Source organism: Bacillus alkalisoli (assembly GCF_002797415.1).
Taxonomy (GTDB): Bacteria; Bacillota; Bacilli; order Bacillales; family Bacillaceae_I; genus Bacillus_CD; species Bacillus_CD alkalisoli.
This window is the reverse complement of record NZ_KZ454944.1, coordinates 1,973,138-1,995,975: the sequence shown is the minus strand read 5'-3', so window position 1 is coordinate 1,995,975 and position 22,838 is coordinate 1,973,138. Positions and strand designations below refer to the sequence as shown.

General features: G+C 34.8%; 24 protein-coding genes. 8 read left to right on the top strand and 16 right to left on the bottom strand.

Annotated features, from left to right (window positions below):
- Positions 1 to 6: 6 nt before the first annotated feature.
- The 5 genes from CDZ89_RS09850 to CDZ89_RS09830 form a co-directional block, all read right to left on the bottom strand.
- A complete protein-coding gene (locus CDZ89_RS09850) occupies positions 7 to 834 on the bottom strand; it encodes a PP2C family serine/threonine-protein phosphatase (protein ID WP_096154281.1) in 828 nt (275 codons plus the stop codon).
- Positions 827 to 1,279, bottom strand: coding sequence for an HIT family protein (locus tag CDZ89_RS09845; RefSeq protein WP_096154280.1), 453 nt, complete (start codon positions 1,277 to 1,279; stop codon positions 827 to 829). Before CDZ89_RS09845 ends, CDZ89_RS09850 begins: the two co-directional genes overlap by 8 nt.
- 123 nt (positions 1,280 to 1,402) lie before the next feature.
- On the bottom strand, positions 1,403 to 2,266 hold the full coding sequence (locus CDZ89_RS09840; protein WP_096154279.1) for a pirin family protein: 864 nt from the start codon (positions 2,264 to 2,266) through the stop codon (positions 1,403 to 1,405).
- 267 nt (positions 2,267 to 2,533) lie between these two features.
- A complete protein-coding gene (locus CDZ89_RS09835; RefSeq protein WP_096154278.1) occupies positions 2,534 to 3,040 on the bottom strand; it encodes a GNAT family N-acetyltransferase in 507 nt (168 codons plus the stop codon).
- Between the two features lie 14 nt (positions 3,041 to 3,054).
- A complete protein-coding gene (locus CDZ89_RS09830; protein WP_096154277.1) occupies positions 3,055 to 3,954 on the bottom strand; it encodes an acetamidase/formamidase family protein in 900 nt (299 codons plus the stop codon).
- A 182-nt stretch (positions 3,955 to 4,136) separates the two neighbouring features.
- Between CDZ89_RS09830 and CDZ89_RS09825 the strand changes: the two genes are divergently transcribed.
- Together CDZ89_RS09825 and CDZ89_RS19655 are read left to right on the top strand one after the other, a co-directional pair.
- Complete coding sequence (locus CDZ89_RS09825) at positions 4,137 to 5,561, top strand: hypothetical protein (RefSeq protein ID WP_100333633.1); 1,425 nt, start codon at positions 4,137 to 4,139, stop codon at positions 5,559 to 5,561.
- 142 nt (positions 5,562 to 5,703) lie between these two features.
- Positions 5,704 to 5,868 carry a hypothetical protein gene (locus CDZ89_RS19655; protein WP_157842712.1) on the top strand — a complete coding sequence of 55 codons (165 nt, stop codon included), beginning with the start codon at positions 5,704 to 5,706 and terminating at the stop codon, positions 5,866 to 5,868.
- A 357-nt stretch (positions 5,869 to 6,225) separates the two neighbouring features.
- Here CDZ89_RS19655 and CDZ89_RS09820 read toward each other — a convergent pair whose 3' ends face one another.
- On the bottom strand, positions 6,226 to 7,218 hold the full coding sequence (locus CDZ89_RS09820; protein WP_096154274.1) for a DoxX family membrane protein: 993 nt from the start codon (positions 7,216 to 7,218) through the stop codon (positions 6,226 to 6,228).
- A gap of 338 nt (positions 7,219 to 7,556) precedes the next feature.
- Here CDZ89_RS09820 and CDZ89_RS09815 point away from each other — a divergent pair, with 338 nt between their 5' ends.
- From CDZ89_RS09815 to CDZ89_RS09800, 4 genes are all read left to right on the top strand, one after another.
- On the top strand, positions 7,557 to 8,498 hold the full coding sequence (locus CDZ89_RS09815; protein WP_096154272.1) for a hypothetical protein: 942 nt from the start codon (positions 7,557 to 7,559) through the stop codon (positions 8,496 to 8,498).
- Positions 8,495 to 9,046: a hypothetical protein gene (locus tag CDZ89_RS09810; protein WP_096154270.1), complete on the top strand. Its 552-nt coding sequence runs from the start codon at positions 8,495 to 8,497 to the stop codon at positions 9,044 to 9,046. Before CDZ89_RS09815 ends, CDZ89_RS09810 begins: the two co-directional genes overlap by 4 nt.
- Before the next feature lie 128 nt (positions 9,047 to 9,174).
- The gene (locus CDZ89_RS09805; protein ID WP_096154268.1) at positions 9,175 to 9,483 is read left to right on the top strand and encodes a hypothetical protein; all 309 of its coding nucleotides are present in this window, start codon (positions 9,175 to 9,177) and stop codon (positions 9,481 to 9,483) included.
- Between the two features lie 209 nt (positions 9,484 to 9,692).
- Complete coding sequence (locus CDZ89_RS09800) at positions 9,693 to 9,995, top strand: hypothetical protein (protein WP_100333632.1); 303 nt, start codon at positions 9,693 to 9,695, stop codon at positions 9,993 to 9,995.
- Positions 9,996 to 10,128: 133 nt separating this feature from the next.
- Here CDZ89_RS09800 and CDZ89_RS09795 read toward each other — a convergent pair whose 3' ends face one another.
- The 5 genes from CDZ89_RS09795 to CDZ89_RS09775 all read right to left on the bottom strand — a co-directional run bounded on the left by CDZ89_RS09795 (position 10,129) and on the right by CDZ89_RS09775 (position 14,072).
- Complete coding sequence (locus CDZ89_RS09795) at positions 10,129 to 10,314, bottom strand: hypothetical protein (protein ID WP_096154264.1); 186 nt, start codon at positions 10,312 to 10,314, stop codon at positions 10,129 to 10,131.
- Between the two features lie 221 nt (positions 10,315 to 10,535).
- Entirely contained in the window at positions 10,536 to 11,054 is a 519-nt protein-coding gene (locus CDZ89_RS09790; protein ID WP_096154262.1) for a hypothetical protein, read from the bottom strand.
- A 247-nt stretch (positions 11,055 to 11,301) separates the two neighbouring features.
- Entirely contained in the window at positions 11,302 to 12,309 is a 1,008-nt protein-coding gene (locus CDZ89_RS09785; protein WP_100333631.1) for a sodium-dependent bicarbonate transport family permease, read from the bottom strand.
- Between the two features lie 106 nt (positions 12,310 to 12,415).
- On the bottom strand, positions 12,416 to 12,778 hold the full coding sequence (locus CDZ89_RS09780; protein WP_096154258.1) for a Na-translocating system protein MpsC family protein: 363 nt from the start codon (positions 12,776 to 12,778) through the stop codon (positions 12,416 to 12,418).
- A 130-nt stretch (positions 12,779 to 12,908) separates the two neighbouring features.
- Positions 12,909 to 14,072 (bottom strand): iron-containing alcohol dehydrogenase, encoded by a 1,164-nt coding sequence (locus tag CDZ89_RS09775; RefSeq protein ID WP_100333630.1) that lies wholly within the window; start codon positions 14,070 to 14,072, stop codon positions 12,909 to 12,911.
- A 201-nt stretch (positions 14,073 to 14,273) separates the two neighbouring features.
- On the opposite strand from CDZ89_RS09775, the gene CDZ89_RS09770 reads away from it, so the two are divergent.
- Positions 14,274 to 15,935: a DUF2339 domain-containing protein gene (locus CDZ89_RS09770; protein WP_096154255.1), complete on the top strand. Its 1,662-nt coding sequence runs from the start codon at positions 14,274 to 14,276 to the stop codon at positions 15,933 to 15,935.
- A 271-nt stretch (positions 15,936 to 16,206) separates the two neighbouring features.
- Here CDZ89_RS09770 and CDZ89_RS09765 read toward each other — a convergent pair whose 3' ends face one another.
- On the bottom strand, positions 16,207 to 16,512 hold the full coding sequence (locus CDZ89_RS09765) for a hypothetical protein (RefSeq protein WP_100333629.1): 306 nt from the start codon (positions 16,510 to 16,512) through the stop codon (positions 16,207 to 16,209).
- 519 nt (positions 16,513 to 17,031) lie between these two features.
- On the opposite strand from CDZ89_RS09765, the gene CDZ89_RS09760 reads away from it, so the two are divergent.
- Positions 17,032 to 18,471 carry an LVIVD repeat-containing protein gene (locus tag CDZ89_RS09760; protein ID WP_096154251.1) on the top strand — a complete coding sequence of 480 codons (1,440 nt, stop codon included), beginning with the start codon at positions 17,032 to 17,034 and terminating at the stop codon, positions 18,469 to 18,471.
- A 226-nt stretch (positions 18,472 to 18,697) separates the two neighbouring features.
- Here CDZ89_RS09760 and CDZ89_RS09755 read toward each other — a convergent pair whose 3' ends face one another.
- The 4 genes from CDZ89_RS09755 to CDZ89_RS09740 all read right to left on the bottom strand — a co-directional run bounded on the left by CDZ89_RS09755 (position 18,698) and on the right by CDZ89_RS09740 (position 22,718).
- Positions 18,698 to 21,100 carry a DUF6359 domain-containing protein gene (locus CDZ89_RS09755; RefSeq protein WP_100333628.1) on the bottom strand — a complete coding sequence of 801 codons (2,403 nt, stop codon included), beginning with the start codon at positions 21,098 to 21,100 and terminating at the stop codon, positions 18,698 to 18,700.
- A 232-nt stretch (positions 21,101 to 21,332) separates the two neighbouring features.
- The gene (locus tag CDZ89_RS09750) at positions 21,333 to 21,536 is read right to left on the bottom strand and encodes a hypothetical protein (RefSeq protein WP_100333627.1); all 204 of its coding nucleotides are present in this window, start codon (positions 21,534 to 21,536) and stop codon (positions 21,333 to 21,335) included.
- Between the two features lie 44 nt (positions 21,537 to 21,580).
- On the bottom strand, positions 21,581 to 22,042 hold the full coding sequence (locus CDZ89_RS09745) for a GNAT family N-acetyltransferase (protein WP_096154248.1): 462 nt from the start codon (positions 22,040 to 22,042) through the stop codon (positions 21,581 to 21,583).
- Positions 22,043 to 22,196: 154 nt separating this feature from the next.
- On the bottom strand, positions 22,197 to 22,718 hold the full coding sequence (locus CDZ89_RS09740) for a GNAT family N-acetyltransferase (protein ID WP_096154246.1): 522 nt from the start codon (positions 22,716 to 22,718) through the stop codon (positions 22,197 to 22,199).
- Between the last annotated feature and the right edge of the window lie 120 nt (positions 22,719 to 22,838).

The window sequence follows — 22,838 nt, the reverse complement described above, 5'->3', positions numbered from 1 at the left end:
TATTATTTATTTCCTTACGGTAGTTTCACTTGGCCTAGTGGCTTCTTTATAAACAATTATTTTCCACGATATGATAGTTGTGCTATCTCTTACACCATTCTCCTTGATAGTGTCCAACATTGATTGAAGAATGCTTTCATCATTAAAAGAAGAAATGAAAGAGTTATAAATGTTTATCGGATTTGAATACGGTTCATTTGGACATTCAATTAGACCATCAGTAGTAAGGAATAAATGATTTACTCCTTTTCTTAATTCCCTTATTCCAGTACTGTAACAAGGGACTACCTGTTCAAATGTATTAACTTGTCCAATCCATTCAAAAAAGTGTCTTTGGTTCAATTGGTATTGCCCTAGTGCAGTAAGTTCTTTATGAAATAAATAAAGAACGCAATCCCCAACGGAAAACCACCACACATACTTATCTTTTCTAACGACTATTAAACAAGCGGTTTCTCCTGTTATATTTTGGCAAGTTGACAAGAAATCTTCAGATTGAAACATAGTTAATATTTTTTCTTCAACCTTTTTGAAAGTTTGATAGGTTGTAGGTTGCGATAACAGATACTTTATCGGTTTTTTTTCCTTGTTAAATAGCTCTAAAATAATTTCTGCACTCTCTGAACTATTATGTGCGTCTAGAAGAATGGCAAACTCCCAATCTTCCTTTTCATTTTCCCAAACTAAGCAACCATCTTCGTTTTTATATTGGCCTGCATTCGAGTTACCACCATAACGACCAACAAAAACTTGATTCAGTTGATGAATATCTGGAGTATCAACGAAATTTTCTTGGCTCCCTACCCAACAAAAGTTTTTGTTTGATCTACTCATATGAGTTTTCTTCAAGGTGATTTTTTATACGAGTACAAAGTTCGATTACAGCATTTTCGTCGCCCATTGGAGCACATTCCCAATTATATACTGCCATTGGCCCCCAATATTCTTCTGGCGTGTTTGGATATCGTGCTACGAGGTGCATATGTAGGTGTGGTACGGAATTTCCTGAAACAAGTGAATAAACGTGCTCCGCTTTTTCTGATTCCATTAGAGCTTTACTGACCCTGGCCATTATTACGCCAAAAGCTTTTGCTTCTTCTACTGTCATATCACCAAGTGTCGGAGCGTGTCTTTTTAGGTCAATCATTACATGACCTAAATAATTTGGTTTCCCGTTTCCATCAATATGACCTACATACACATATTCGTCTTCGTATATCGTTACTCCTGAAGTTTCAATATTTCCAGCATGTTTCTTACAAATGAAACAATCATTCATGAAATTTTCCCCTTTAATTGTATTTCTAAAAAGTATAATATAATCACTTTCATATTGGTACAATTTTCTAAAAATCCCAAATAAAAAACACCTCCACAAACCGGAAGTGTTCTTTCTACATAATTATTTAGCTTCAGGTCCAAATTTACCATCCTGATAGTCTCGATACGCTTGTTGAATTTCTTCCATGGAGTTCATAACAAATGGACCATACGCAACAACATTCTCTCTGAATGGTTCACCTGAGTAGACTAAAACTTTACAACGTCTACTTTTGGCATTTATCGTAAGTTCACTAACTTTGCTTTTATCACCATTTTCGACGAAAGACAACGTTGCTACACCATTCTTTTGTAACGATACTTCATTTTCTCCAACAGCCATCTCTCCAGATAATACATATAAAAATGCATTATGTGTTTCAGGGATTAAGTGTTTATAAGATACACCTTCATCTAAAGAAATTTCACACATCGTTATTGGTACAAGTGAATGCATTGGACCTTCTATACCAGCTATATTCCCAGCAAATACTTTTACTTTTCCACCATCAAATTTTGACACTGGCGCTTGTTCTGCGTAAACATCTTTATAGAAAGGATCACTGTTCTTTAGATCACTTGGTAAATTGAGCCATAATTGCAGCGTATGAGCAATATCATCTTCTACCCCTTCTTCTGCATGGCGCGCCCCTTTACCAGCGTTCATATACTGCACGTCACCTGGCTCTAAAATCCCTCTTCCCCCTGCGTTGTCAATGTGCTCTAATCTTCCATCTACTACATACGTTATCGTTTGGAAACCTCTATGCGGGTGATCTGAAAAAGCTCCTCGTTTAAACCAATCTTCTGCCATTAATAAAAACGGGTCAAACTTTTCCCATTGTCCTGCTGGAAGGATCCATCCTTTTTGAATAAACGGAAAGCTAGCCTCTTCATAGCGGACATTCCATTGTTCTGTTACCGTTCTTTTATGTAAATTTTGCATATACGTTTTCACTCCAATGTGTGGAAGTTCTATTTTGGTGAAATTATAACATAGGGTTATAGCAAAAAATAAATAATTAGCTTACTGAGTGAGTTTCATAAAGTTTTAACACTATATGAAAAACGAATAATAAAAGAAATGCATATCAATTACTACTATTAAATACCGAACATTATAGAGTTAAACTCCCTATATAATTCGTTTTTTCATTAAACGAACCGTATTTATGAAATCGATTTCTACTAAAAAAAACCGACAGTATGTCGGTTAACTTAAAAATAATACCATCCAATCTTCATCTAAATACTCGCCATCTACCTTCAATGCGTTTCGTTCTAGTCCATATACTTCGAATCCAAGAGATTCATATAGCCTTTTGGCTGATGCATTACCTTGTACGACGGTTAAAAGTAATTGCTCCACTCCTTGACACTCTTTTGCTTTCTTTATTAATTCCTGCATAAGTTGTTTTGCTACACCTTTACCACGAGCTTCTGGTACTACATACATCCCAAAAACATTTGCTTTATGATTTATTTTAAGGCCAATTTCTCGAAAAAAAGTAACTAAACCTACCAATGTTTCTTTTTTATCGAAGGCTCCTAATACAAACTTATCGCTTGAAGGACTAATTCTTTCCTTTACAGTCTCTATAGAAAAAGCTGCTTCTCTTTCATATGTAGAGCTAAATGCTTCTGGATTTGTTATTAAGGCACTCAGACGAACTGCTTGATATGTCTTTGCATCTGCCTCTGTTAAAATACGAATTTTCATCTTACACCTCTAACTTAAATAAAGTTCACATTTAATTTTTCTAATAGCCATTTTGGAACAACAAATCTTGCCGTAATTAATGGATCAACCATTTGGCACACTTCAACTTGACCAACTGCACTCATGAGCATGGTAGCTTCACTAAGGGATAAGTTTGTTTTTGCTACAATTCGGTCTACCATTTGTTCTGTGGCTATTTTTGCTGCTTCATCTAACGTTTTTGCCGAAACAATCGTTGTAACAACCGTTTCGTTTTCTAACAACGGATGCTCTAAATATACGTTTTTTATTATTTCTAATGTTACCGTTACTTTTCCGGGCACTTCAATGCCAGATACACTTATCTCCCCATCACCCATTGCAGCATGAAAGTCTCCTGTCGCAAACAACGCACCTTCGACAAAAACAGGAAAATACAAGGTTGCTCCCTCTTCTACCATTTTATTATCCATGTTGCCACCATGGCGGTCAGGTGTGCCACAAGAAACACCTTCCCCGTCTGGTGCGACACCAATTACACCAATCATAGGGTTTAAAGGCAATTCTAATTCATTAAAAATAGCTTTTCCATTACGGATGGGTATGATTTTTGACTCCATCTTTTCTATTCGATGACCTAACACTCCAAGGTTTGGACCGACACACATTACTCCTTGATTGCCTATTTCAATCTTGTCGATTTTCACCTTTAACACATCCCCTGGCATAGCACCATCGATATAAATAGGACCTGTTGCTGGGTTTACTTGATTCCAGTTAATACCTGTAATCTCCGTCTGTTCGGATTGGATTTGATCTTGAAAGCAATCATATGTTTCAATTTCTACTGTAGCACCAGAAGGAACATGTAACACTGGTTTATGAGTCTTATTGAAATCATATATAATTCCTTTTTCACGTGAAAGACTATACATAATTAAATCCCCCTTATTATTTGGACTATGATACTACTTCCATGTGTAAGGTGGAATTACCTTCAAATACTTATTATAAATATATTTACACTTCTACACCAAAGCCCACTCCTTCGCATAAATTACCTTACAGTATGAAAGTTATCACTTTACCAATTTAGTAGTTTGAAAGGAGTATTTCTATGGATTTAACTCTGGCTCATTGGATGTATTTAGCTGGAACAATCATTATAATCATGACGATGTTGTTTAGACAAAATGTTGTCGTTCCTTCCATATTAGTTACATTTTTAGTTGGATGGATTTTTACAGGTTCCTTTACGGTCGGACTACAAACTATTTTTACCGCTAGCTTAGTAGCTGCAGGAGAGATTTTTAACATTTTCCTCATCATCGCAATAATGACTGCTTTATTACACTCTTTAAAATCTTTAGGTTCAGACGAACAAATGATTACACCGTTTCAGCGGGTAATGAAAAATGGGCATATATCGTTTTGGGTCATCATTTTCGTCACTTATGCCATTTCTTTATTCTTTTGGCCAACGCCAGCAGTTCCACTTGTAGGTGCATTGCTCATTCCAGTTGCGATTCGTGCAGGTTTACCTCCAATAGGGTCTGCCATTGCTATATCATTGGCTGGGCAAGGGATGGCACTTTCATCAGACTATGTAATTCAAATTGCACCGACTTTAACTGCAACCGCTGCAGGTGTAGATGTTGCCTCCGTAGCAGATAAAGGTTTTATTTTATCTATTGTAACAGGACTTGTAGCAATCACTTTAGCTTATCTTTTCCTCAGAAAACATATACAAAAGCCATCGAACGAACATTTAGTAGCATGGGAAAATAGTGAAGGAAATGCCATGGGCTCTGATGACAACACCACGACTGAAACGGGTGGAAGAAGCAAGTATAGCTTATTATTCGCTATTCTTGTTCCGAGTACGTTTTTAGTCATAATTATTTACATGGTATTGGCGAAATTCAGTGAAAGCATTCCTTCTCTCGAGGGTGGTGCTGGAGCCGCATTAATCGGAGGAGCTTCTGTCATTCTCCTTATTGCAGCTTCCTTCTTTAAAAACACTCGAACTTCATTAGCAAATGTTAGTGATAACTTAGTAAAAGGATTTTTATTTGCCTTTAAGGCGATGGGGCCAGTTATCCCGATTGCTGGATTCTTCTTTATTGGTAGTGGAGAATTTTCAGGTAGAATTCTTGGAAGTGAATCCTCCCCTTCCTTCTTGTTCGATCTAATTTTAGCAGGTCAGCAATTCATTCCTGAAAGCGCATTTATTGCTGGGTTTGTTATCCTTTTAATGGGGATGATTACAGGATTAGACGGATCTGGTTTCTCTGGCTTGCCTCTTGTAGGTGCATTGTCTGGTGCATTAGGTGAAACGGTCGGTGTGGATGTTTCCACCTTAGCAGCTATAGGACAAATTGGTTCTATCTGGGTTGGTGGAGGAACACTTATTGCCTGGTCATCCCTTGTAGCCGTTGCTGGCTTTGCTAAAGTTCCAGTGATGGAATTAGTGCGAAAAAGCTTTTTGCCAGTCCTCCTTGGTTTAATCATTGCCACCATTTTTGGCTTAATCATATTTTAAAGGATTAGGGACGGATCGATTCTGTCCCTTTTTTTGTCGAAACTTTATAACAAATTTTATTGATATAACGGTTGCGTTATGAAAATTTTGGTATATACTATAGATATATCAAGAATAATTGATTAATAAAGGGGATAGAAAAATGTTAGATATTATGATGGTTGCAGATGCTAAACAAAAGGAATTAAAAGCTGAGATTAGAAAAGCTAGAAAAGCTGATTGGTTTCGTTCACTTTTTACGAAGCAAGTACAAGTAGAGAAACAAATGAAAAATACGGTGAAGACTGAAATGGTTTGCTGCGCATAAAATTGCGGTTATTAAATCAAAAATAATCGATTATAAAGAAGTCTGCTTGGTAGGTAGACCTATCATTATTAATGAAGTTCATCTACAATAATATTTTCATGCCAAATGAACTTCATTTGCCTTATGAAGTTCAACTACAATAATTTTTTCATGTCAATTGAACTTCATTTGCCTTATGAAGTTCAACTACATCAAATTTTTCATGCCAATTGAACTTCATCAGCCTTATGATGTTCATCTACCACAAATTTTTCATGCCAAATGAACTTCATTTGTCTTATGAAGTTCATCTACATCAAATTTTTCATGCGAAGATAAACTCCACAGTCTTTTTGTCCAAGCCTCTATACTAAATTCTTAAGCAAATCGATAATACAACAGCAATATAGTCGCTAATGCAAAGATGAAATTCAGAAAAACAAAAACCATTTGATCTAACTTTGATTTATGTATACTAATTGGAGGATCATAGAACGAAACTCCTTCTATAATAAAGATTATTAGGATAATATGAATCATAAAGTGTCCAATTATCTCCGTTACGCCAAACAACATCGTCGTAGATATGAAAATTAACGTTAAAACAAACGCCAAAACTCTATTTAAAATACCTACTACAAGCAAATAACCGACGACAAACTCGATAAATGCTGCGAGTACTACGAACGTTTCAGGTGCAAATCCAAAAGTGGGAACTTGGTGATTTTGTATGATGTCCACACTCATCGAAGGATACACCCATTTTTCCACGGCCACCCAACAAAGAGACAAACCTGTCCCTAAATATAAAAATGGAAATCCCCAATTTTCTAATTTTGTTTTTCCAACTAACAACACAGCTATTATCGCAATATAAAATCCGTAATCTAACATATGAAATAAACCGGCTACAGAAAGTTGATACAGGAATAATCCTAGTAAAAAAAATGCTCCCACTTTCGTTGCTACATGATGTGGTATTAATAAAAATAAGATCGTAACCCATAACAATAACGTTATAAATCCATTTTCGATCAGAAACTCAGGAGCAAATAGCGAACCAGAGATTACTTGTACGATTAATGCAAGGGCTGTACCATACTTTAAAATATGCCTAGAAAGTTTTCTATATCCCCCAAGACTTATGTCTAATTTTTTCATTATGGGTATCTTGTTTACTAGTGGATCTGCTACTTGTGTTAATACCGCTAAGAATATAGCAATGAATATGGCTAAAAACATGAACATTGGAGAAAGAATATTTTCTATGCTCTCTTTTACTGGGTTCATTTCTGTGAACCATTTCACATGTGCAACCGCAACAGTTGGAATCATAAGAGCAATTATGAATGGAATAATATATTTTTTCATCGTTGCCTCCTAGTTTTTTTTGGTATTTCAAACTAGTTTTTACAATTTGGCATTTATTATCCTTTACCATTCTATTCTTTCTCCAGGACAGTGTATTTATTACTCTTTTTTCTCACTATTAAATGATAACTAGTAAAGATACAACATTAGTGAAAGGTGTAACATAAAAAAAAATAGATACGCCTTTCGAAGCTCATCGCCGTTACCCAAACCGTCAAAATGGTCAAAGGCTTCGAAATTTCTCCTCAATTATTCTTTTACCATGCAGGGAATTTTCACAATTTACTAGAATAAATTAATGTTAGAAATTAATTTTCCATTTTTAGGAGGACACCAAGTTGAAAGAACGCCTTTTATGGTTAAGTGTTTTCATTATTGTAATAAGTAGTTTAGGCAACTACTTCTACTATAATGACAAACTAATCGATAAACCAATTTTCTTAGAGCATTATATGGTGAAAGAACTATATGAAGAAAACGAAATAATTGAGTTTACTATTTACTACCTTACAAATAAACAGGATCCCCATAAGATTCATAATGTTTTCATTGATGGTGTAAATGCAAATATTTATAGTCAGTCTTCATCAGGTTGGCATTTTGGCACAGAACAAGTTGAGTACATAGACCAATTTAATCACCATTACTTAATGTCTGCCAATATAGCAATTTGGACGGATACACTTAACTTAAATAAAAATGAAGAATTTTCCATAACAGATGTTACGTTCTTTCTATCCAATGGTGAGGAAGTGACAGCTAGTATCGGTGAAATACTAATTACCGCTTCACCTTCTCTGAATGAAAAAGAAGTAATTTTTTCTCCATTTCAAATGACTGGTTCTGATCATTTTACGGAGAGTTTTCATATAGCAAACGAAACATTATTCATTGAAAGTGTAACGATTCCGTTCTCGGAACAAATTGGTGAACAAATTAAATTTCAATATAGTATTGATCAAGAAATTACAAAAGAACTATATGACAGGCATAACAAAGCCGACCGATTTTTCACAATCGATGCATGGAAAGAATTAAATGTGCAACGATTAAACAGTCATTCTTTCCCTATCTCCTTAGAAGAAAATGAAATGATGTGGCTTTTAACACAATTATTGCCAGAAAAACCAATGTATACTTCGCTATCATTTACATGGGAAGGTACAACAGGAGAAGGAAAACCATTTGCATTTAGGACTCATGTCGGTAATTTCCCATATGTGAATCAAGATTACGTTAATCAAATGATTAAAGAGTATAAAGAAGGTGCATCACGATGATACAATTCAAGAAGTTATTCTGGGGATTTTTGTTTGTGTTCTTGGAGATTCATATTTTTATAGATATTTTGCCTGATCCTGTTGGTTATTTTCTTATTTTTTCAGGACTATCTTCACTATTAATTAAGATTCCTGACTCTCGAGTAGGAAAAATGGCTATAAAATGTTCACTAGCTTTAGTTATTCTGTCCATGCCTTCTTTCTTTATTTCTCAAAATGCAATCAACCAGCTTGGAAACATTCCTACTATTTGGGGTTCTTACACGTTTTTTATAGGCTTACTTAATATCGTTTTAATGTTTTATGTTTTTCAATTTATGATTGTATTAGCAAAGAATATTGGAGCGGAACAGATAAGTAACAAAACAAAAATATTCATGAAAGTATACTTAGTTATCTTTTTACTTCTTACATTTGTCGGAACGTTTGCGATAAATATGTACTATTACACTTTTATTGGCGTAATGGTTTTCTCCTTCATAATCTCGCTGATTTTAGAAATTTATTTCCTCGTTTTGTTATGGCGTTTTGCAAAAATTAAATACTAAAATAATAATTTCACACTTCTACTGCTTTTATTTAATTAAACGCAGTTTTTTCTTCTCTTTTCTCTTTGAACTATTAACCTACCTTGAACATAAAATATACTATACAAATCGTTTAAGGGGGCTACAACATGATTAACTTCTTTGTCGTTTTTATAGGTCTATTTATGGGAATGTTGGTTATTCGTTTATCGATTTTGGATGTTGTTTATTTTAGTCATTGGAAAGAAAAAATCGTGAACTATATAATCCTTCCTTCCTCCATTAGTTTCGTATATGTCACCTTCATTAGCAATTCGATTATAGAGACAGAATGGAATTTACATTTAGTTTTCGGTTTTATTATCGGTTTTGTCTTACAATTTATTATATTTTTAGTTCGACGTAAGTACCTTCGTTTATTAATTATGGAAAGAATAAAAAGAGAGAAGAGAAAGTAAGTTTATCCTAACTATCATTTCTTTTATTTTAGTTAATAAATCCTCCTACCAATCTACTTTCAACGACAACCGTCTACACACAACTACACAAAAATGTTCGAAATTGTCTTTTCCTGCGCTTTCCCAGGAAACTTTTTATTCCCTAAAACACTATTTAATTTTATAATCCATTATAATAATAGTATCGACATGAAAAGGGAGTTTGAAAATTGGATAAAAAACAAGTAGAACAACAAGTTATTGAAAACTATCAAAAAGATGAAAATATGATGATTTTAGTTTTTGCGCAATGGTGTGTGAACAATGATTTACATCCTGTTGAACTTTATAAACGAGCATACCCTTCGCAAGACTCTAATGCGGCACTTGCACAAATGGTAGATCTAACTGTAGATAAAGATGAGGCTGGAGAAATTGCAGACGAGACGTTACTTGGAGTGTTATCTTTATTCGGAAATGAGGACTTAGCAATTGTCGTAACGGAAGAGATACAAAAACGGAAAAACTCGTAATCGATTCTTGATTACGAGTTTTTCCATTTTTACTTAAGTGAGCTGCAAAATGTATTTTTACGATTCGAAAAACGAATGATAGCATCATATATTGTATTTATCTAGCTTAATTATGATTATAACCTCTAAGAAGTTATATTACGACCTTCGATGGACATTTTAATTCGTTCATCGCATATACTCCAGGCTTTTCACCGTATACTTCACACACTTTGATTTCTTCATTGTTTTTACAGTCTGCACATTGTGAAAAAGTTATAGTGAAATCTCCGGGTTGCCACTCAAAGCGTTCATCCCTGTGAACTTTCTTATCGGTCATGACTATCACCACCTAAGACACTATCGTTTATTGGGCACCATTAATAATTGTTGAAGAATTGTTATGCAATATATACTTTCCGGTTTTAGAATCACCATTAAACAGACCTAAATTTATATATTCTGGTATTTTCGATGGCACTTCTTCTTTTTGGAATCATTTATTAAATTGTCCTCTCATGAAGCAAGCATGGTTTGTGTTATGGATACCAACCAGTAGGATTATTCATCCGCAACAACTCCGTCGTCGAAGGGAATATATTGAGTTTGTGTTACTCCATTTTTACGATACGTAATTCTTATCGTCGCAATATCATTGTTAGTCTTAGTATTAAAGTATTCAACTCGCAATACTAAGTGAAAGTCTTGGTCTACTTGAAATCCATTAACATTTAATAATTCATTGTCGTAACCTTCTTCTAATACTCTTTCTTCATCTATGGATCCAAATCTCTCTACCGTAGTTACATAGGGCTGAACACGAACGTCGTCATCATTTTCTTCTACTAATCTACCATCCTGCTTCAAAAATTCGATTTTTTTAAGTATTGGGTTTCCTCTCCCTTCCCATCTAAGAAAATAGCCCATATAAATAACTTTTTCTTCTTCAAAAAAGTCTTTTCCCACTGTCCCATGACTCCATTTCGTAAATTCACCGTCACGACTTACATAATTAAAAATCGACCAAGAACTTATACTAAGTATAAGAAGTAAAAGAAGAACGACAATAATTCTCTTCATGATTCACCCCTATTTTCTAAAATATATAGCAGTTTGCTACCTATTTAACTTTAACATAAATAACCATTAATTCGAATATTATGTATTTAATTTTTAACTCTAATAAACACCGCTGTTAATTTTCGTCTATGTATTCAATCATCAACTAGGAATATATGAAAATAAACAATTTTGTTTCAAAACGATTGAAAAAATGGCATCCACTTGCTTTATAACAAAATGGACACCAATCTGTGGTCTGTGGCATTTATTGTATAAGTTGAGCAATTTTATAAATTAACGGTATTCCAATCGCCAAGTTGAATGGAAATGTAATCCCAAGTGCAAGGCCTATATAAATAGAAGGATTTGCTTTAGGAACGGAAGTTTTTAATGCTGCAGGTGCTGCAATATACGAAGCACTTCCAGCTAACACTCCAAAAATAGTCGCCCCACCAACTGATAACCCGATAGCATTTCCTACTAAAACACCTATTGTACCAAATACAACTGGTGCCATTAGAGCAAATACGATTAACTTCGCTCCATAATTTTTCAACTCTGTTAGACGTTCTCCAGCTACCAATCCCATGTAAAGTAAAAATAAAGCTAGCACACTCCCATATAGATCACTAAAAAGTGGCTTTACCATCGTAAACCCTTCATCTTGAATAACATAGCCGATTAGTAAACTTCCTAGGAGTAGTAGAACACTTTTACCGAAAAATGTTTCTTTCCAAATATGCTTATCTAATAATGAAGCTGTTGGTGTTATTCCTAATGTTTGATAAGACATACCACTAGGTGCAACACTAGATTTCTCTAACATTTTCATTAATAATATAGAAGTAATAATTGCTGGGCTTTCCATAATAACTACCATCGCATGCATGTAACCTTCATACGATATTCCTTGTTTATCAAAAAACGATATCGTTGCCCCGTACGTTACAATACTTACAGATCCGTAAGTTGCTGCTAATCCAATTGAATTATATAAATCTATTTTTAACATTTTTAAAAAAATCATCGCGATAATTGGCAAAGAAGCACCTAGTAAAATCGTTGCAATGGTAGGAACGATAATCGTTGAAAGTGGATATTTGGCTAGCTCCACGCCTCCTTTTAATCCAATGGCAATTAAAAGGTAAATACTTAAACCTTCTGATATTGGTTTAGGTATAGTTAAGTCTGATTTTACAATTGATGCAATAATTCCCAATAGAAAAAATAACACAACAGCTGAAGTAATGTTTTGAATAAATATGTCTAACATTTTTTCTCCTCCTTTAAACGTAAAAAACCGACAATCTTATAAGCAATTTGCTTAATGATTGTCGGTTTATCTTTAACTTCTATATAAAATAGAGCTAAACATCTCCCTATATATGAAACTGGATTTCATTTTCCAGTTTAAACACCATTACTCGTTCTCCTGTTTTTGTGCTTAAATCTGTATGAAAGCTAGTAACTTTTATGTTAACTATTTCGTTTATAATTGTTCTTAATGTTTCTACACCTGACTCTACTAGATTGGACCGAGTGTTTTTAATCATTAATCGTCCTTCCGCTGTAACACACAACTTATATTCTGCTGGTGTTAAAACGCCTTTTAACGTCACGATGATCATGTCGCGGACAATGTCTGCTTTTACCATTACAGAGCCTCGACCTAAGTAATCCTTTTCCCATTGTGTTAATGCTTTACTAATTTCGGACTCTAACATTCCTTTCGATTTGTTCAAAAGTATGTCCTCCACGTAGTCAATTTCGTTTTTTCATTTTGTCTAAGACGTTCGACTTTTACAAAAATGCTAAAACTCTACATTTAAATATAATCTATTGATTTCCGTTTCGTCAATACGTTACGGAAAATTATCTTGCTAATTGATAAATTTCGTAAACATCTTCTTCATGCAACTTTTTAAAATTCCCTAATGGCCAACGTTCAGTTGCTTTCTTTGCCATCTCAAGAAAATGCTCGTCCCCTATTTTTGCTTCATTTAAAGTAATTGGCATTCCAATAGATTGGAAAAATTGCTCCGTTCTCTTAATTCCTTCTATAGCTGTATGTTCAAGATTATGTAGATCAACCTCCACATCCCACACTCTGTTCGCATATTGAACAAATCTGTTCAAGTCATGTTTATACACATATTTCATCCATGCCGGGAAAATAATAGCCAAACCTGCCCCATGTGCAATGTCATAGATACCACTTATTTCATGCTCGATATCATGACTTGCCCAGTCACCCGTACGACCTGTGCCAAGAATATCATTATGTGCAATCGTCCCAGCCCACATAATTTCTGCTCTTGCATCATAGTTGATTGGTTCTTCTAATACAATTGGGCCATTTTTAATGATTGACTTTAAAGTGGCTTCACATAGACGATCAGTCAAGTCGACGTTTTTATCTGTTGTAAAATAACGTTCCAATATATGAGACATCATATCTGTTATCCCACATGCTGTTTGGTAAGCCGGAAGTGTGTAAGTAAGTTCAGGATTTAAGATAGCAAACTTTGGTCTCATGGATGGGTGTAAAGCAGAGCGCTTTAGCCAACCTTCTTCATTTGTAATAACTGTACCCGAACTCGTTTCACTTCCAGCAGCTGGAATCGTTAATACAACTCCTAATGGAATACAGTCGGTAACTTCTGCCTCTCCGCTGAAAAAGTCCCATACATCTCCATCGTAGTTTGCTCCTGCTGCTATTGCTTTCGCTGAATCAATGACACTTCCTCCACCAACAGCTAAAATGAAAGCAATATCGTTCTCTTTACAAATAGACACTCCTTCTCTTACAAGACTAACACGTGGGTTCGGTTTTACTCCTCCGAGTTCAAACACTTCTATATTTTGCTCTTGTAACTTCTGAATTACCTTATCGTACAGCCCACTCTTTTTAATACTTCCACCACCGTAATGAAGTAGTACCTTTTTAGAAAATTGACTTGTCTCTATGCCAACTTGATTTTCTGTATTTTTTCCAAATATTATTTTCGTGCTATTTTGAAAAATAAAGTCATTCATATTGTATCCTCCGATGTTATATTTTCTATCTTAATATCATATTTCTACCGTTTGGAAAGTGCAAGTTTTCTATACCATTAATATTTGAGTTGATTAAACTTCATCATTACGGTTCGTTTAGTAATGTTTTACATATTTATCTTTTAATTTTCTTTTAACAAGTATATAAATAAAGTAAGAACCTATAAAGGTGGTGGGAGTATGGATGAGAAAGTGTTAGAGCTTAGTAAGCGGATCTCCAGATTAGAAAATGAACTAGCTGAGGTAAAGAATGAATTACGAACCTACCAAGTTTTAAGAACTGAACAACAAGTTACAACACATGAACCTTTTCCTAAGAAAAAATTAGACAGTGTGGCTGTTCGTAAGCACATTGTAGAAAAAGAGACTAAAAGTTTTGATACGCTAGTATCCGAGTGGTTGCCCAGAATCTTTATCTTTGTTCTTATATTAGGGGTCATTTGGGGATTTGTTGCAGCTGCAGAACGCGGTTGGATTAGTCCTGTCGTTCGCGTACTGTTCGGGTTTGGTTTGACTGGACTTTTGTATTGGTTAGGGAACTTACAGTATAAGAAGAATAAGAATTCATTAAGTATTGTTTTGTTAGCAGGTAGCGTTATAGTTTATGTTATTTCCATCTTTGCAGGTAATGTGCTTTACGATATTATCCCTCATTTTGTAACGGTAGTTTTATTAGGAATAGGTATTGCTGGCGGGGTTTATCTTTCTCGCAAATATCAATCTGAGGTTTTGTTAGCGATTGTCGGTGTAGGAGCTTATGTATATCCATTTTTGTTTGCTGGAGATACTCGAAATGAATACGTTTTTTATGTATATCAAACATTCGTATTCGTCGGCTTAGTTTATGAATCTGTGAAACAGCAATACAAAGTAACTTGGAACATTGCCAACTATGCTTTTATGTTTGCAGTTTTAGTTTTTACTATTATTGGTGTAGGTGGAAGCTCGTATTTTGCCCTAACCATCATAGGCTTACAGCAAGCCGTCATTATTTTCTTAACGTATCAAGCGAAGAATCATACGTCAAAAGGAATGTACATTCCTGCTATTGCAACAAGTGCATTATTTTTATACGGAATGGGTTACAGCTTATTTAATAACTTAAGCCATTTACTGATTGGTTTTTACATTGTCATGAATGTACTATACTTTGCACTTAGTATGCTAAGAACAAATGAACATAAAGAATTGAACAACGTATTTTTCGTTTTTTCTATGTTTTATTTGTTCCTAATCATTACCGAATTAGTAGGCTCAAGAGATATTGCCTACATGACCTTTATCGTGCAAGCTGCGGTCGTTTACTATTTAGCACAAAAGAGAAACAGTATTTTAGGAACCGTTACGAGCTTTGTTATTTTGTTACCAGTTTTAGATTTTCTTCTCGATATTCCAGGTGAATGGTTTACGTTCACTGTTTTTGTCACATGGATTTTATTTATTGGATTCTTTAAATTTATTTATATGCTGAAAGATGTGTCAACTGTATTAAAAGAATACTATATTAAAAATGCTTCTCCATATATACTTTCGTTGTTAGTTGTCATCTTTTTTACAAAGATATCAGCATTCTTCACAAAGGATAGTACGTATATGATGGCAAACATCGGGGTATCTATTTCTTGGATTGTGTTTGTTGCAGTTGCTTATATTTCTTATAGTTACTTTAAACATAAACATTGGAATTATATCGGATTAGCATTTTTATTTATTTCGCTGTCAAAAGTAACCTTATTTGATTTAGCGATGGTAGATATCGTTTGGAGAGCTATTCTATTTATTACACTTGGCGTTATTGGTTTGCTTATATCAAAAGTGTTTTATAATAGTAGAAAAAATTGAACACATAAATCTGTATTGTAAATCTGCGGGTGTTTCACAAACTATCATCCGTCTTTTTATGCAGACTATTGACTCATTTTCAGAACAAAAGCGCTGCTGCGCCCGCTTACGCTTATCGACGTAAAAACTCGACGGCTCCGAAGCGAAATATAGGAAACACAATTTGTGACGTAGGAACAAATCGATGTTAACTTATCGACCGGAGGAACAGGAAGTTTTATAGTCGATTGAGTAAGTCTTTAAAATTTCCTAAAGCAAAAAGAGCTCGAGATTATAATCTCAAAAGCTCTTTTCCATTTATTCTAATAATTATTTCATTGCCAATCTGGCTCAGTTTTTCTTGCTGTTCCACTATACCTTGATGTTTGAATGAACCTTGATTAGTTATATATACTGTCAAAAAGTAAATCAAGCCAAAACAACTAATGCAAATATGAGTGTAAAGTAACTGTATCGGAGTAAGGAATTTTGCAATTAATAAAGACACAAACACGAACAAAGACAACAGGCCAATACCTACTAAATATGACTTTAACTCATTATCAGACATTTCCCTTTCTCGGTTTTGCCTATTCATGCATAAACCCTCCTTATTTAATAAATGACAGCGGGCTTACCAATAGAATATGTTGTTCACTTTAGAAAAAGAACAAAATTTGCTGAAACATAGGGACATGTCTCGATTAAAGTCGATGCATGTCCTTTCTAATAAATAAATTTATTTCCACATAAAAGTGTTAGATTTATATATTAAATCAGTACTTCTTCCTTACATCACTTCAAATAATATAGTCTTCTGGCACACATTTTAGGCTTCAAATTTCCTAATAATACCTTAATGTTTAATTTTTTCAATATGAAAAAGTTGAATATAGTTATATAGCTAGATTGTTTCGACATTTCAATATTTCAAAATCCGTAATTTTTTAATGTTTTACCTCACTAAAGTGTTATAAAAAGGTAAAACGTCCTATTCTGTCGACATTTATACAAAGGAAAGGTCGAAAAACGTAGAATTTTTTGAATAGTTTACAAAAAAATTCATTGCTATAATTTGGCTTGTACCAAAAACTATGAAACTCGGGGGTTAGATCTAGTGAAAAAAAGTAAACTACTCGTTAACACGACTTTAGCAGGAGCCATTGTATTTTCTACATTTATCCCAACTGCTTTTGCACATGATGCATTAGACTTTGAAGCAGGTAATAAGGCAGGTTCGGCATTTACACAGGAAGAACTAAATGAGATGCAATTAGGTTTCAGTTCCACTGGAGGTAAAAATGTTCGTTTCTTAACAGAAGCTGCTTCTTTACAAATTGAGCCAATTAATGGTTCCCAAAAGAATATGGCAGATGTGTATGCATATAAAGGTTTTGCTTATACAGGAACTCATACTGCTGGTGGAGGTAATGGCGGCGTTCGCGTTTTTGACTTAAAAGATCCAGCTAACCCTGTAGAAGTAGCGACGTTCGCTAACGACATTCCATTTACTTGGCAGGAAAAAGTTATCGTTAGATCCGTAAACACTCCTCACTTTAAAGGAGACTTAGCGGTAGTAAGTGTACAACAAACTAGCCGTAACAATGCTAATAGACCTGACAGTATTGGTGGGGTGCTCCTATACGATGTAAGTGATCCGTATAACCCTGAACGTCTTGGTTTTTACGAGCTTGATCGTCGTATTACTGGTACTCACGAATTATATTTAACAACACAAGGTAATCGTGCATTACTTTTAACTTCTAGTCCATATGCAGATTTTTACACTGGAGGAGTAGAAAAAGACTTCCAAATTATTGATGTTACAAATCCAACAAGTCCAGAGAAACTGTGGCAGTTTGATCCACGAGTACTTCCTGAAGTGCCAGAAAGCTTTGACGGTTACTTTTGGTTTGTAGAGGAAGAAAATAGAAACCGTCCAGTGTTTAATCATAGTGTAATTACAGATAACAACGGTCATTACGCATATGTATCTATGTGGGATTTAGGAACGGTTATTTTTGACATAAGAAATCCAGAAGAGCCAGTATACTTAGGTAGAACTAGTTTTGAAAGTCACGTAAAAGGCGCCGCTCACTCTGCTGCCCTTGCAAAAGGTGGAACAATCCTTATCGAAACACGTGAAGTGGCGAATCCTGTAGGTGCTGGTTATGAAGATGCGTATGGCTACACTCGTATTTATGATATTAAAGATAAAACGAACCCTGTTCTGTTAAGTCAATTTACGACAGAATTGACGTTTGATGTTCCTGAAAGTCCTGCTGGTCGTTCAACATTTGCAAAAACAGTACACGACCCTAAAGTCCTTGGAAACACACTTTACCTTTCCTACTACTCAGGTGGAGTTGTTCATGTTGACATTACAAACCCAAGCAACCCTGTTGAAATCGGTCGTTACACGCCAGAGCGCTCCAACGTTTGGGGAGTTTTCGTAGACAGAAACTATGTACTTGCTTCTGATATGAACAGTGGTTTGAAAGTTTTACTAAAAAACAATGCTGGTGGCAATAAAGGTGGAAATCAACCTACTGAATAAATAAGAAAAATGCATGGGTTATTGTTTAATCCATGCATTTTTTATGGAAGGTTACTAGTTTCATTTAGCTGTTAAAGTATAATTAATAAATAATCTTTAATCATAGGATTTAGTCCCTCTTGCAATTCTTATAGATTAATTAAATTCAAAAGTAAGCATAGTAATTTAAAACTATACAAAAAGAGCTAAAAGGTTAAATAAATATCCTCTCAGCTCTTTAAATAAATTAACTTGCTAGTTCTTCTAGTTCCATTGCTTCTTTAGAAAGCACCACTTCCACTAAGCCGTATATCGCATCGTATGCTGATTCGCTTAGATTTTCATTGGAATATTCCTTTTCCAAATCAAGTAATAACTTTTCTAATGCACGTAGATAGTTATGATTATGCGCTTGAAGTGCTCGCTCATTTTTTGGTAATTCTAATTTTAATGCGTGATTTTCTACTGTGTTTGTTTGATTAAATATTACGTTGAAAGTACTACGTTTATATAAGTGGTCTTCACTGTTGTAAAGAACTAGCGCCGCTTTAATATCTTGTAGTACAGCTAACTTGGAAACAGGCATTGGACTGTAACCAGCCGAAATAGCATCTTCCTCTGTATGGAAAAACACGCGATATTCTGGCTCAACAGAACGCCATTCAGAAGCTGGTACATAATATTTCGTACGATAATCTCCTACTGGACGTTTTGGTGTAGATCCACCTTCACGAGCACGGAATTCGAATGGATATTCCATCATTGGATCTTCCGGATTCCAAATGGCAAGACCTGCGTCTTTTGCTTCTTTTAACGCTTTACCGTATTTTTCTACTACATCACTTTCAAAGGGCCATATAAAATATGTAACTGCATGACCAGCTAGTACCATTTCATAGTTTGTATTCACACCGTCTAGTGTGATAACTTCTGCTAATAAGCGGCCGTACCCATCTAGAGGCTCTTCACCAATTCGTAAAATAACTTCATCGCCATCCGCAAGCATTGTACGCAAATGGTCACCAGCTCGTTTTCCGTGTTTCATTTGGTTTTCGTCTAATTCATTTCGAACTGAATGGTACGTTTCTAATGTGTCGATGTTTAAAAAACGAACATTTTTAGCTCCAAAAACTGGTGTGGATAGACGCACTGTGTCCCCGTCTACTACTCTCTCAACAGTTGCAAGAACTTCTTTTCCACCGTAAAAAGGTTTTTCTTTTTGCTCTTCTAATATTTTCATATCAGCATTTGATCTAGGTAGTACTTGGTACGTACCACGATATTCGCTAGAAATAGCAGTGATTTCATACCATTTGTTAGGTGTAATACTAGTTAAGTCGATACCAGTACTCTCCCAAGCACGAATAAGTACGACATTTAAATCTTCATCTATAACTGTAATGTTCGCTCCACCTGAACTGTAATCAGGAACACTAAAAATGAATCCTGTAAACGTTACCAATTGTCCTTCTAACGCTTCTGCTGAAGTACTGTTGGAATAGTCTGCAACAGACACTTGTTTAGGAGTGGCAGCTTGTCCACGCTCTGTAATCGTTAATTCTTCTACTTCTACTTGTGTTACTCCATTATATACTCCAACTTTTCCTTTTACCTGTACACGGTCGCCCTCTTTAATATCAGGGAATCGGTTTGCTTGGTAAGCGAAAAGTTGAATTCCAGCATCTTCATCTTGAATGTATACAGAAAGTCTACCAGGCTGTAAAAGGTTGTTATCCACATTTACAACACCTTCTGTAATAACCGTTTGACCAATCATTCCTCTAGCTTCTTTTAGAGATACTTCAGGAATAATTAGTTCTGGGATATCGCCATCTTCTAAGATTTCAAATGATGTTGGACTTTTTAAACCAGGAACAGTAAAATATGATTCTAGATTACCTGTAATTCTAATTTTCTTCCCTAATAAATCTGGATTATCTACTAAATTTAAACTATTGCGAATTACACCTGTTGTCAATTGAACTGGTAATGTATTTATTAGTGCTCTTTCATGTGGGTGATCCGCAATTTGGATGTTAGTTGCAGCTGTAAATGGACCTTCAAAGTCGTTTCTTGTACCAACAATAAACCCTTCGACTGTTGCGGTTCCGCTATTGTTATCGATAGCTTGCCTTACAGTAATAGCATCTACTACTGGATCTTCATCACCTGGTGGTTCCGGTGTTGGATCTGGGTTTGTGCCATCCTTGTCACCGATGAATTCATATCCAGACAGATCCCTTAAACCTGGTACTCCGAAATAAAGTGCTAAATTTCCAGTGAACGAAAACTTTTTTCCTAAATTAGTAGGATTGTCTACTAAGTTTACAGCTGTGCGAATAGTGTTATTAGGAAGCTGTACTGGAATCATTTTATTTAGGTCTGTTTCACTTGGAGTGTCTGCAATTAGAACATTCGTGTTTACCGTAAAGTTCTCAAATGTTCCAGTTCCAAGACTAGATCCAGTTCTAGAAGTACCTACAATATACCCCACAACTGTACCTTTCCCCGTGTTATTTGCAATTGCTTCTGCAACGGTTAACGAATTAGTTGTTGCAGCCGAACTGTTTGAAGCAGGTGTGATTAAGCCAATTACTAAAAATAGGGCGATCATCACAGAAAAAATTTGCTTGAATCTACTATTCTGCATTTTCTTGCTCCTCTCCACTTTTAAGTCTATTAAAGTCTTACATTTTAAGTTTAACTTACTATTATTAATATAGTGTAAACTTTTCGACAATTTTCTCGTAAATAGAACAATAGTCCCTATTTATTATGTATAGACTTATTCTAAAGCATTCTTTTTTTCAGCAAGTATATTTCAGAGAAGTCATTTTAAACACTTTAATGGTCTCCTCTTCAATTAAAAATGTTTTTACCAATTAAGCCTCTCTCTTTGCTTCCATTCTATTTTTATGGTTCATATCAATGACAAGGTCTCCTATACCCATTGCAATGAACCCATTTAACAGACCAAATAACGGGAACAATAAATCGTCGTTATTAAAAAATGCCATAATGAAGAAAAGGATACTAAAGAAAACAAAAATAAGACCTAATATATAAAGGGTACGACCTACAAACATGATGAATTCCTCCTAGAATGATGACTATCACTTGACACTCCGATTTATACATATTCCATCGGCTCTGTGCTATGTACATATCCATTTTTCTTATAAAAGTTAATACTGTCTTCACTTGGCCATACAATAATGAATTCGTACTTATTCTCTTTCGTCCACTCATTTACCTTTGAGATTAGCTTACTCCCAATACCCATGCTTCTAAATTCAGGAATCGTATATACATTTGTCATATAGGCAAACGGATACGTTACTCTACCAGGCCGTGGTACTTTATGAATTAGTTCTATGAATATGTGGGAAACAACCTTCTCTTCTACCTCAGCTACCCATATAAACCATTGGTCTCTATTGATAGCGTCTACTAAGAAACTTTTACATTCTTTCTCAAAACTTTCGTATGACGTTTGTGCGATTTTCTTCGTCTCGTCATGTTCAATGGTGAAATCCCATCTCATTTTAATTAAACTCTGTATATCTTTATCTTCAGCTAGCCTTATGATCATTGGAATCCCCTCCTTTCAGTCAACAGATTCAATTTTTCTATAGATACTTTTTTCTGATACAAAAAGGTTAATACAGTAAGCTATTTGTTATGTTGATGGTTTTATGTTCATACTCTTTATTCACACCTACAATCATAATTTTAGAAATGACTCCTCACTGTTTCTTGTATCTTAAAATATTTAAATCTTCCCAGCCATAAACTAGTTCATTAAGCTTCTTTCCAGCGATTTCGACCTCGATTTTATCTAGTAACTTGCCACCTAGTGACTCATAAAACAATTTGGACTTATTATCTTCTAACACAAGTACGAGCAGGGAATGTATTCCTAACTTTTCTAATTCTTTTATTACTGGTGTTACAAGTGCTTTGCCTAATCCCCGGCCTTGAAACTCCTCCAAAATATAAATGGCGCTAAGTTCTCCCATATACCCTGAATATTTACCACTTCTTTCTTTACAACCTGTAGAAAACCCGACAATTTCATCGTTATTGTTTTCGGCCACAAAAACGATGGAATGTGGAATATTATTAATCCATAATTCTTCACGTGTTTGATAGGATAGATTATTTAAGTATTCATTTGGGATGATGTTATTGTATGTAGTTCTCCAACTATCTACATGAACTTTAGCTATTCCACTGGCATCAGTTAATTTAGCCGGTCTAATAATCATATGAATGCTCCTTTCATTTTTAACAAAAGAAAGAAATACTAAGACGTGTGTTTTTTGTCATTATTTTCTTATTTCACTCTTACAGCAGCTAAATATTGTTATGAATTATTTTTTAAATTT

What these genes read in the sequence shown, in the direction of transcription:
- CDZ89_RS09755 (WP_100333628.1), bottom strand. Translation starts at nt 21,100, where the DNA reads ATGCAGAATAGTAGATTCAAGCAAATTTTTTCTGTGATGATCGCCCTA.
- CDZ89_RS09850 (WP_096154281.1), bottom strand. Translation starts at nt 834, where the DNA reads ATGAGTAGATCAAACAAAAACTTTTGTTGGGTAGGGAGCCAAGAAAAT.
- CDZ89_RS09770 (WP_096154255.1), top strand. Translation starts at nt 14,274, where the DNA reads ATGGATGAGAAAGTGTTAGAGCTTAGTAAGCGGATCTCCAGATTAGAA.
- CDZ89_RS09750 (WP_100333627.1), bottom strand. Translation starts at nt 21,536, where the DNA reads ATGTTTGTAGGTCGTACCCTTTATATATTAGGTCTTATTTTTGTTTTC.
- CDZ89_RS09765 (WP_100333629.1), bottom strand. Translation starts at nt 16,512, where the DNA reads ATGAATAGGCAAAACCGAGAAAGGGAAATGTCTGATAATGAGTTAAAG.
- CDZ89_RS09845 (WP_096154280.1), bottom strand. Translation starts at nt 1,279, where the DNA reads ATGAATGATTGTTTCATTTGTAAGAAACATGCTGGAAATATTGAAACT.
- CDZ89_RS09795 (WP_096154264.1), bottom strand. Translation starts at nt 10,314, where the DNA reads ATGACCGATAAGAAAGTTCACAGGGATGAACGCTTTGAGTGGCAACCC.
- CDZ89_RS09830 (WP_096154277.1), bottom strand. Translation starts at nt 3,954, where the DNA reads ATGTATAGTCTTTCACGTGAAAAAGGAATTATATATGATTTCAATAAG.
- CDZ89_RS19655 (WP_157842712.1), top strand. Translation starts at nt 5,704, where the DNA reads ATGTTAGATATTATGATGGTTGCAGATGCTAAACAAAAGGAATTAAAA.
- CDZ89_RS09785 (WP_100333631.1), bottom strand. Translation starts at nt 12,309, where the DNA reads ATGTTAGACATATTTATTCAAAACATTACTTCAGCTGTTGTGTTATTT.
- CDZ89_RS09775 (WP_100333630.1), bottom strand. Translation starts at nt 14,072, where the DNA reads ATGAATGACTTTATTTTTCAAAATAGCACGAAAATAATATTTGGAAAA.
- CDZ89_RS09790 (WP_096154262.1), bottom strand. Translation starts at nt 11,054, where the DNA reads ATGAAGAGAATTATTGTCGTTCTTCTTTTACTTCTTATACTTAGTATA.
- CDZ89_RS09810 (WP_096154270.1), top strand. Translation starts at nt 8,495, where the DNA reads ATGATACAATTCAAGAAGTTATTCTGGGGATTTTTGTTTGTGTTCTTG.
- CDZ89_RS09805 (WP_096154268.1), top strand. Translation starts at nt 9,175, where the DNA reads ATGATTAACTTCTTTGTCGTTTTTATAGGTCTATTTATGGGAATGTTG.
- CDZ89_RS09820 (WP_096154274.1), bottom strand. Translation starts at nt 7,218, where the DNA reads ATGAAAAAATATATTATTCCATTCATAATTGCTCTTATGATTCCAACT.
- CDZ89_RS09740 (WP_096154246.1), bottom strand. Translation starts at nt 22,718, where the DNA reads ATGATTATTAGACCGGCTAAATTAACTGATGCCAGTGGAATAGCTAAA.
- CDZ89_RS09835 (WP_096154278.1), bottom strand. Translation starts at nt 3,040, where the DNA reads ATGAAAATTCGTATTTTAACAGAGGCAGATGCAAAGACATATCAAGCA.
- CDZ89_RS09840 (WP_096154279.1), bottom strand. Translation starts at nt 2,266, where the DNA reads ATGCAAAATTTACATAAAAGAACGGTAACAGAACAATGGAATGTCCGC.
- CDZ89_RS09745 (WP_096154248.1), bottom strand. Translation starts at nt 22,042, where the DNA reads ATGATCATAAGGCTAGCTGAAGATAAAGATATACAGAGTTTAATTAAA.
- CDZ89_RS09825 (WP_100333633.1), top strand. Translation starts at nt 4,137, where the DNA reads ATGGATTTAACTCTGGCTCATTGGATGTATTTAGCTGGAACAATCATT.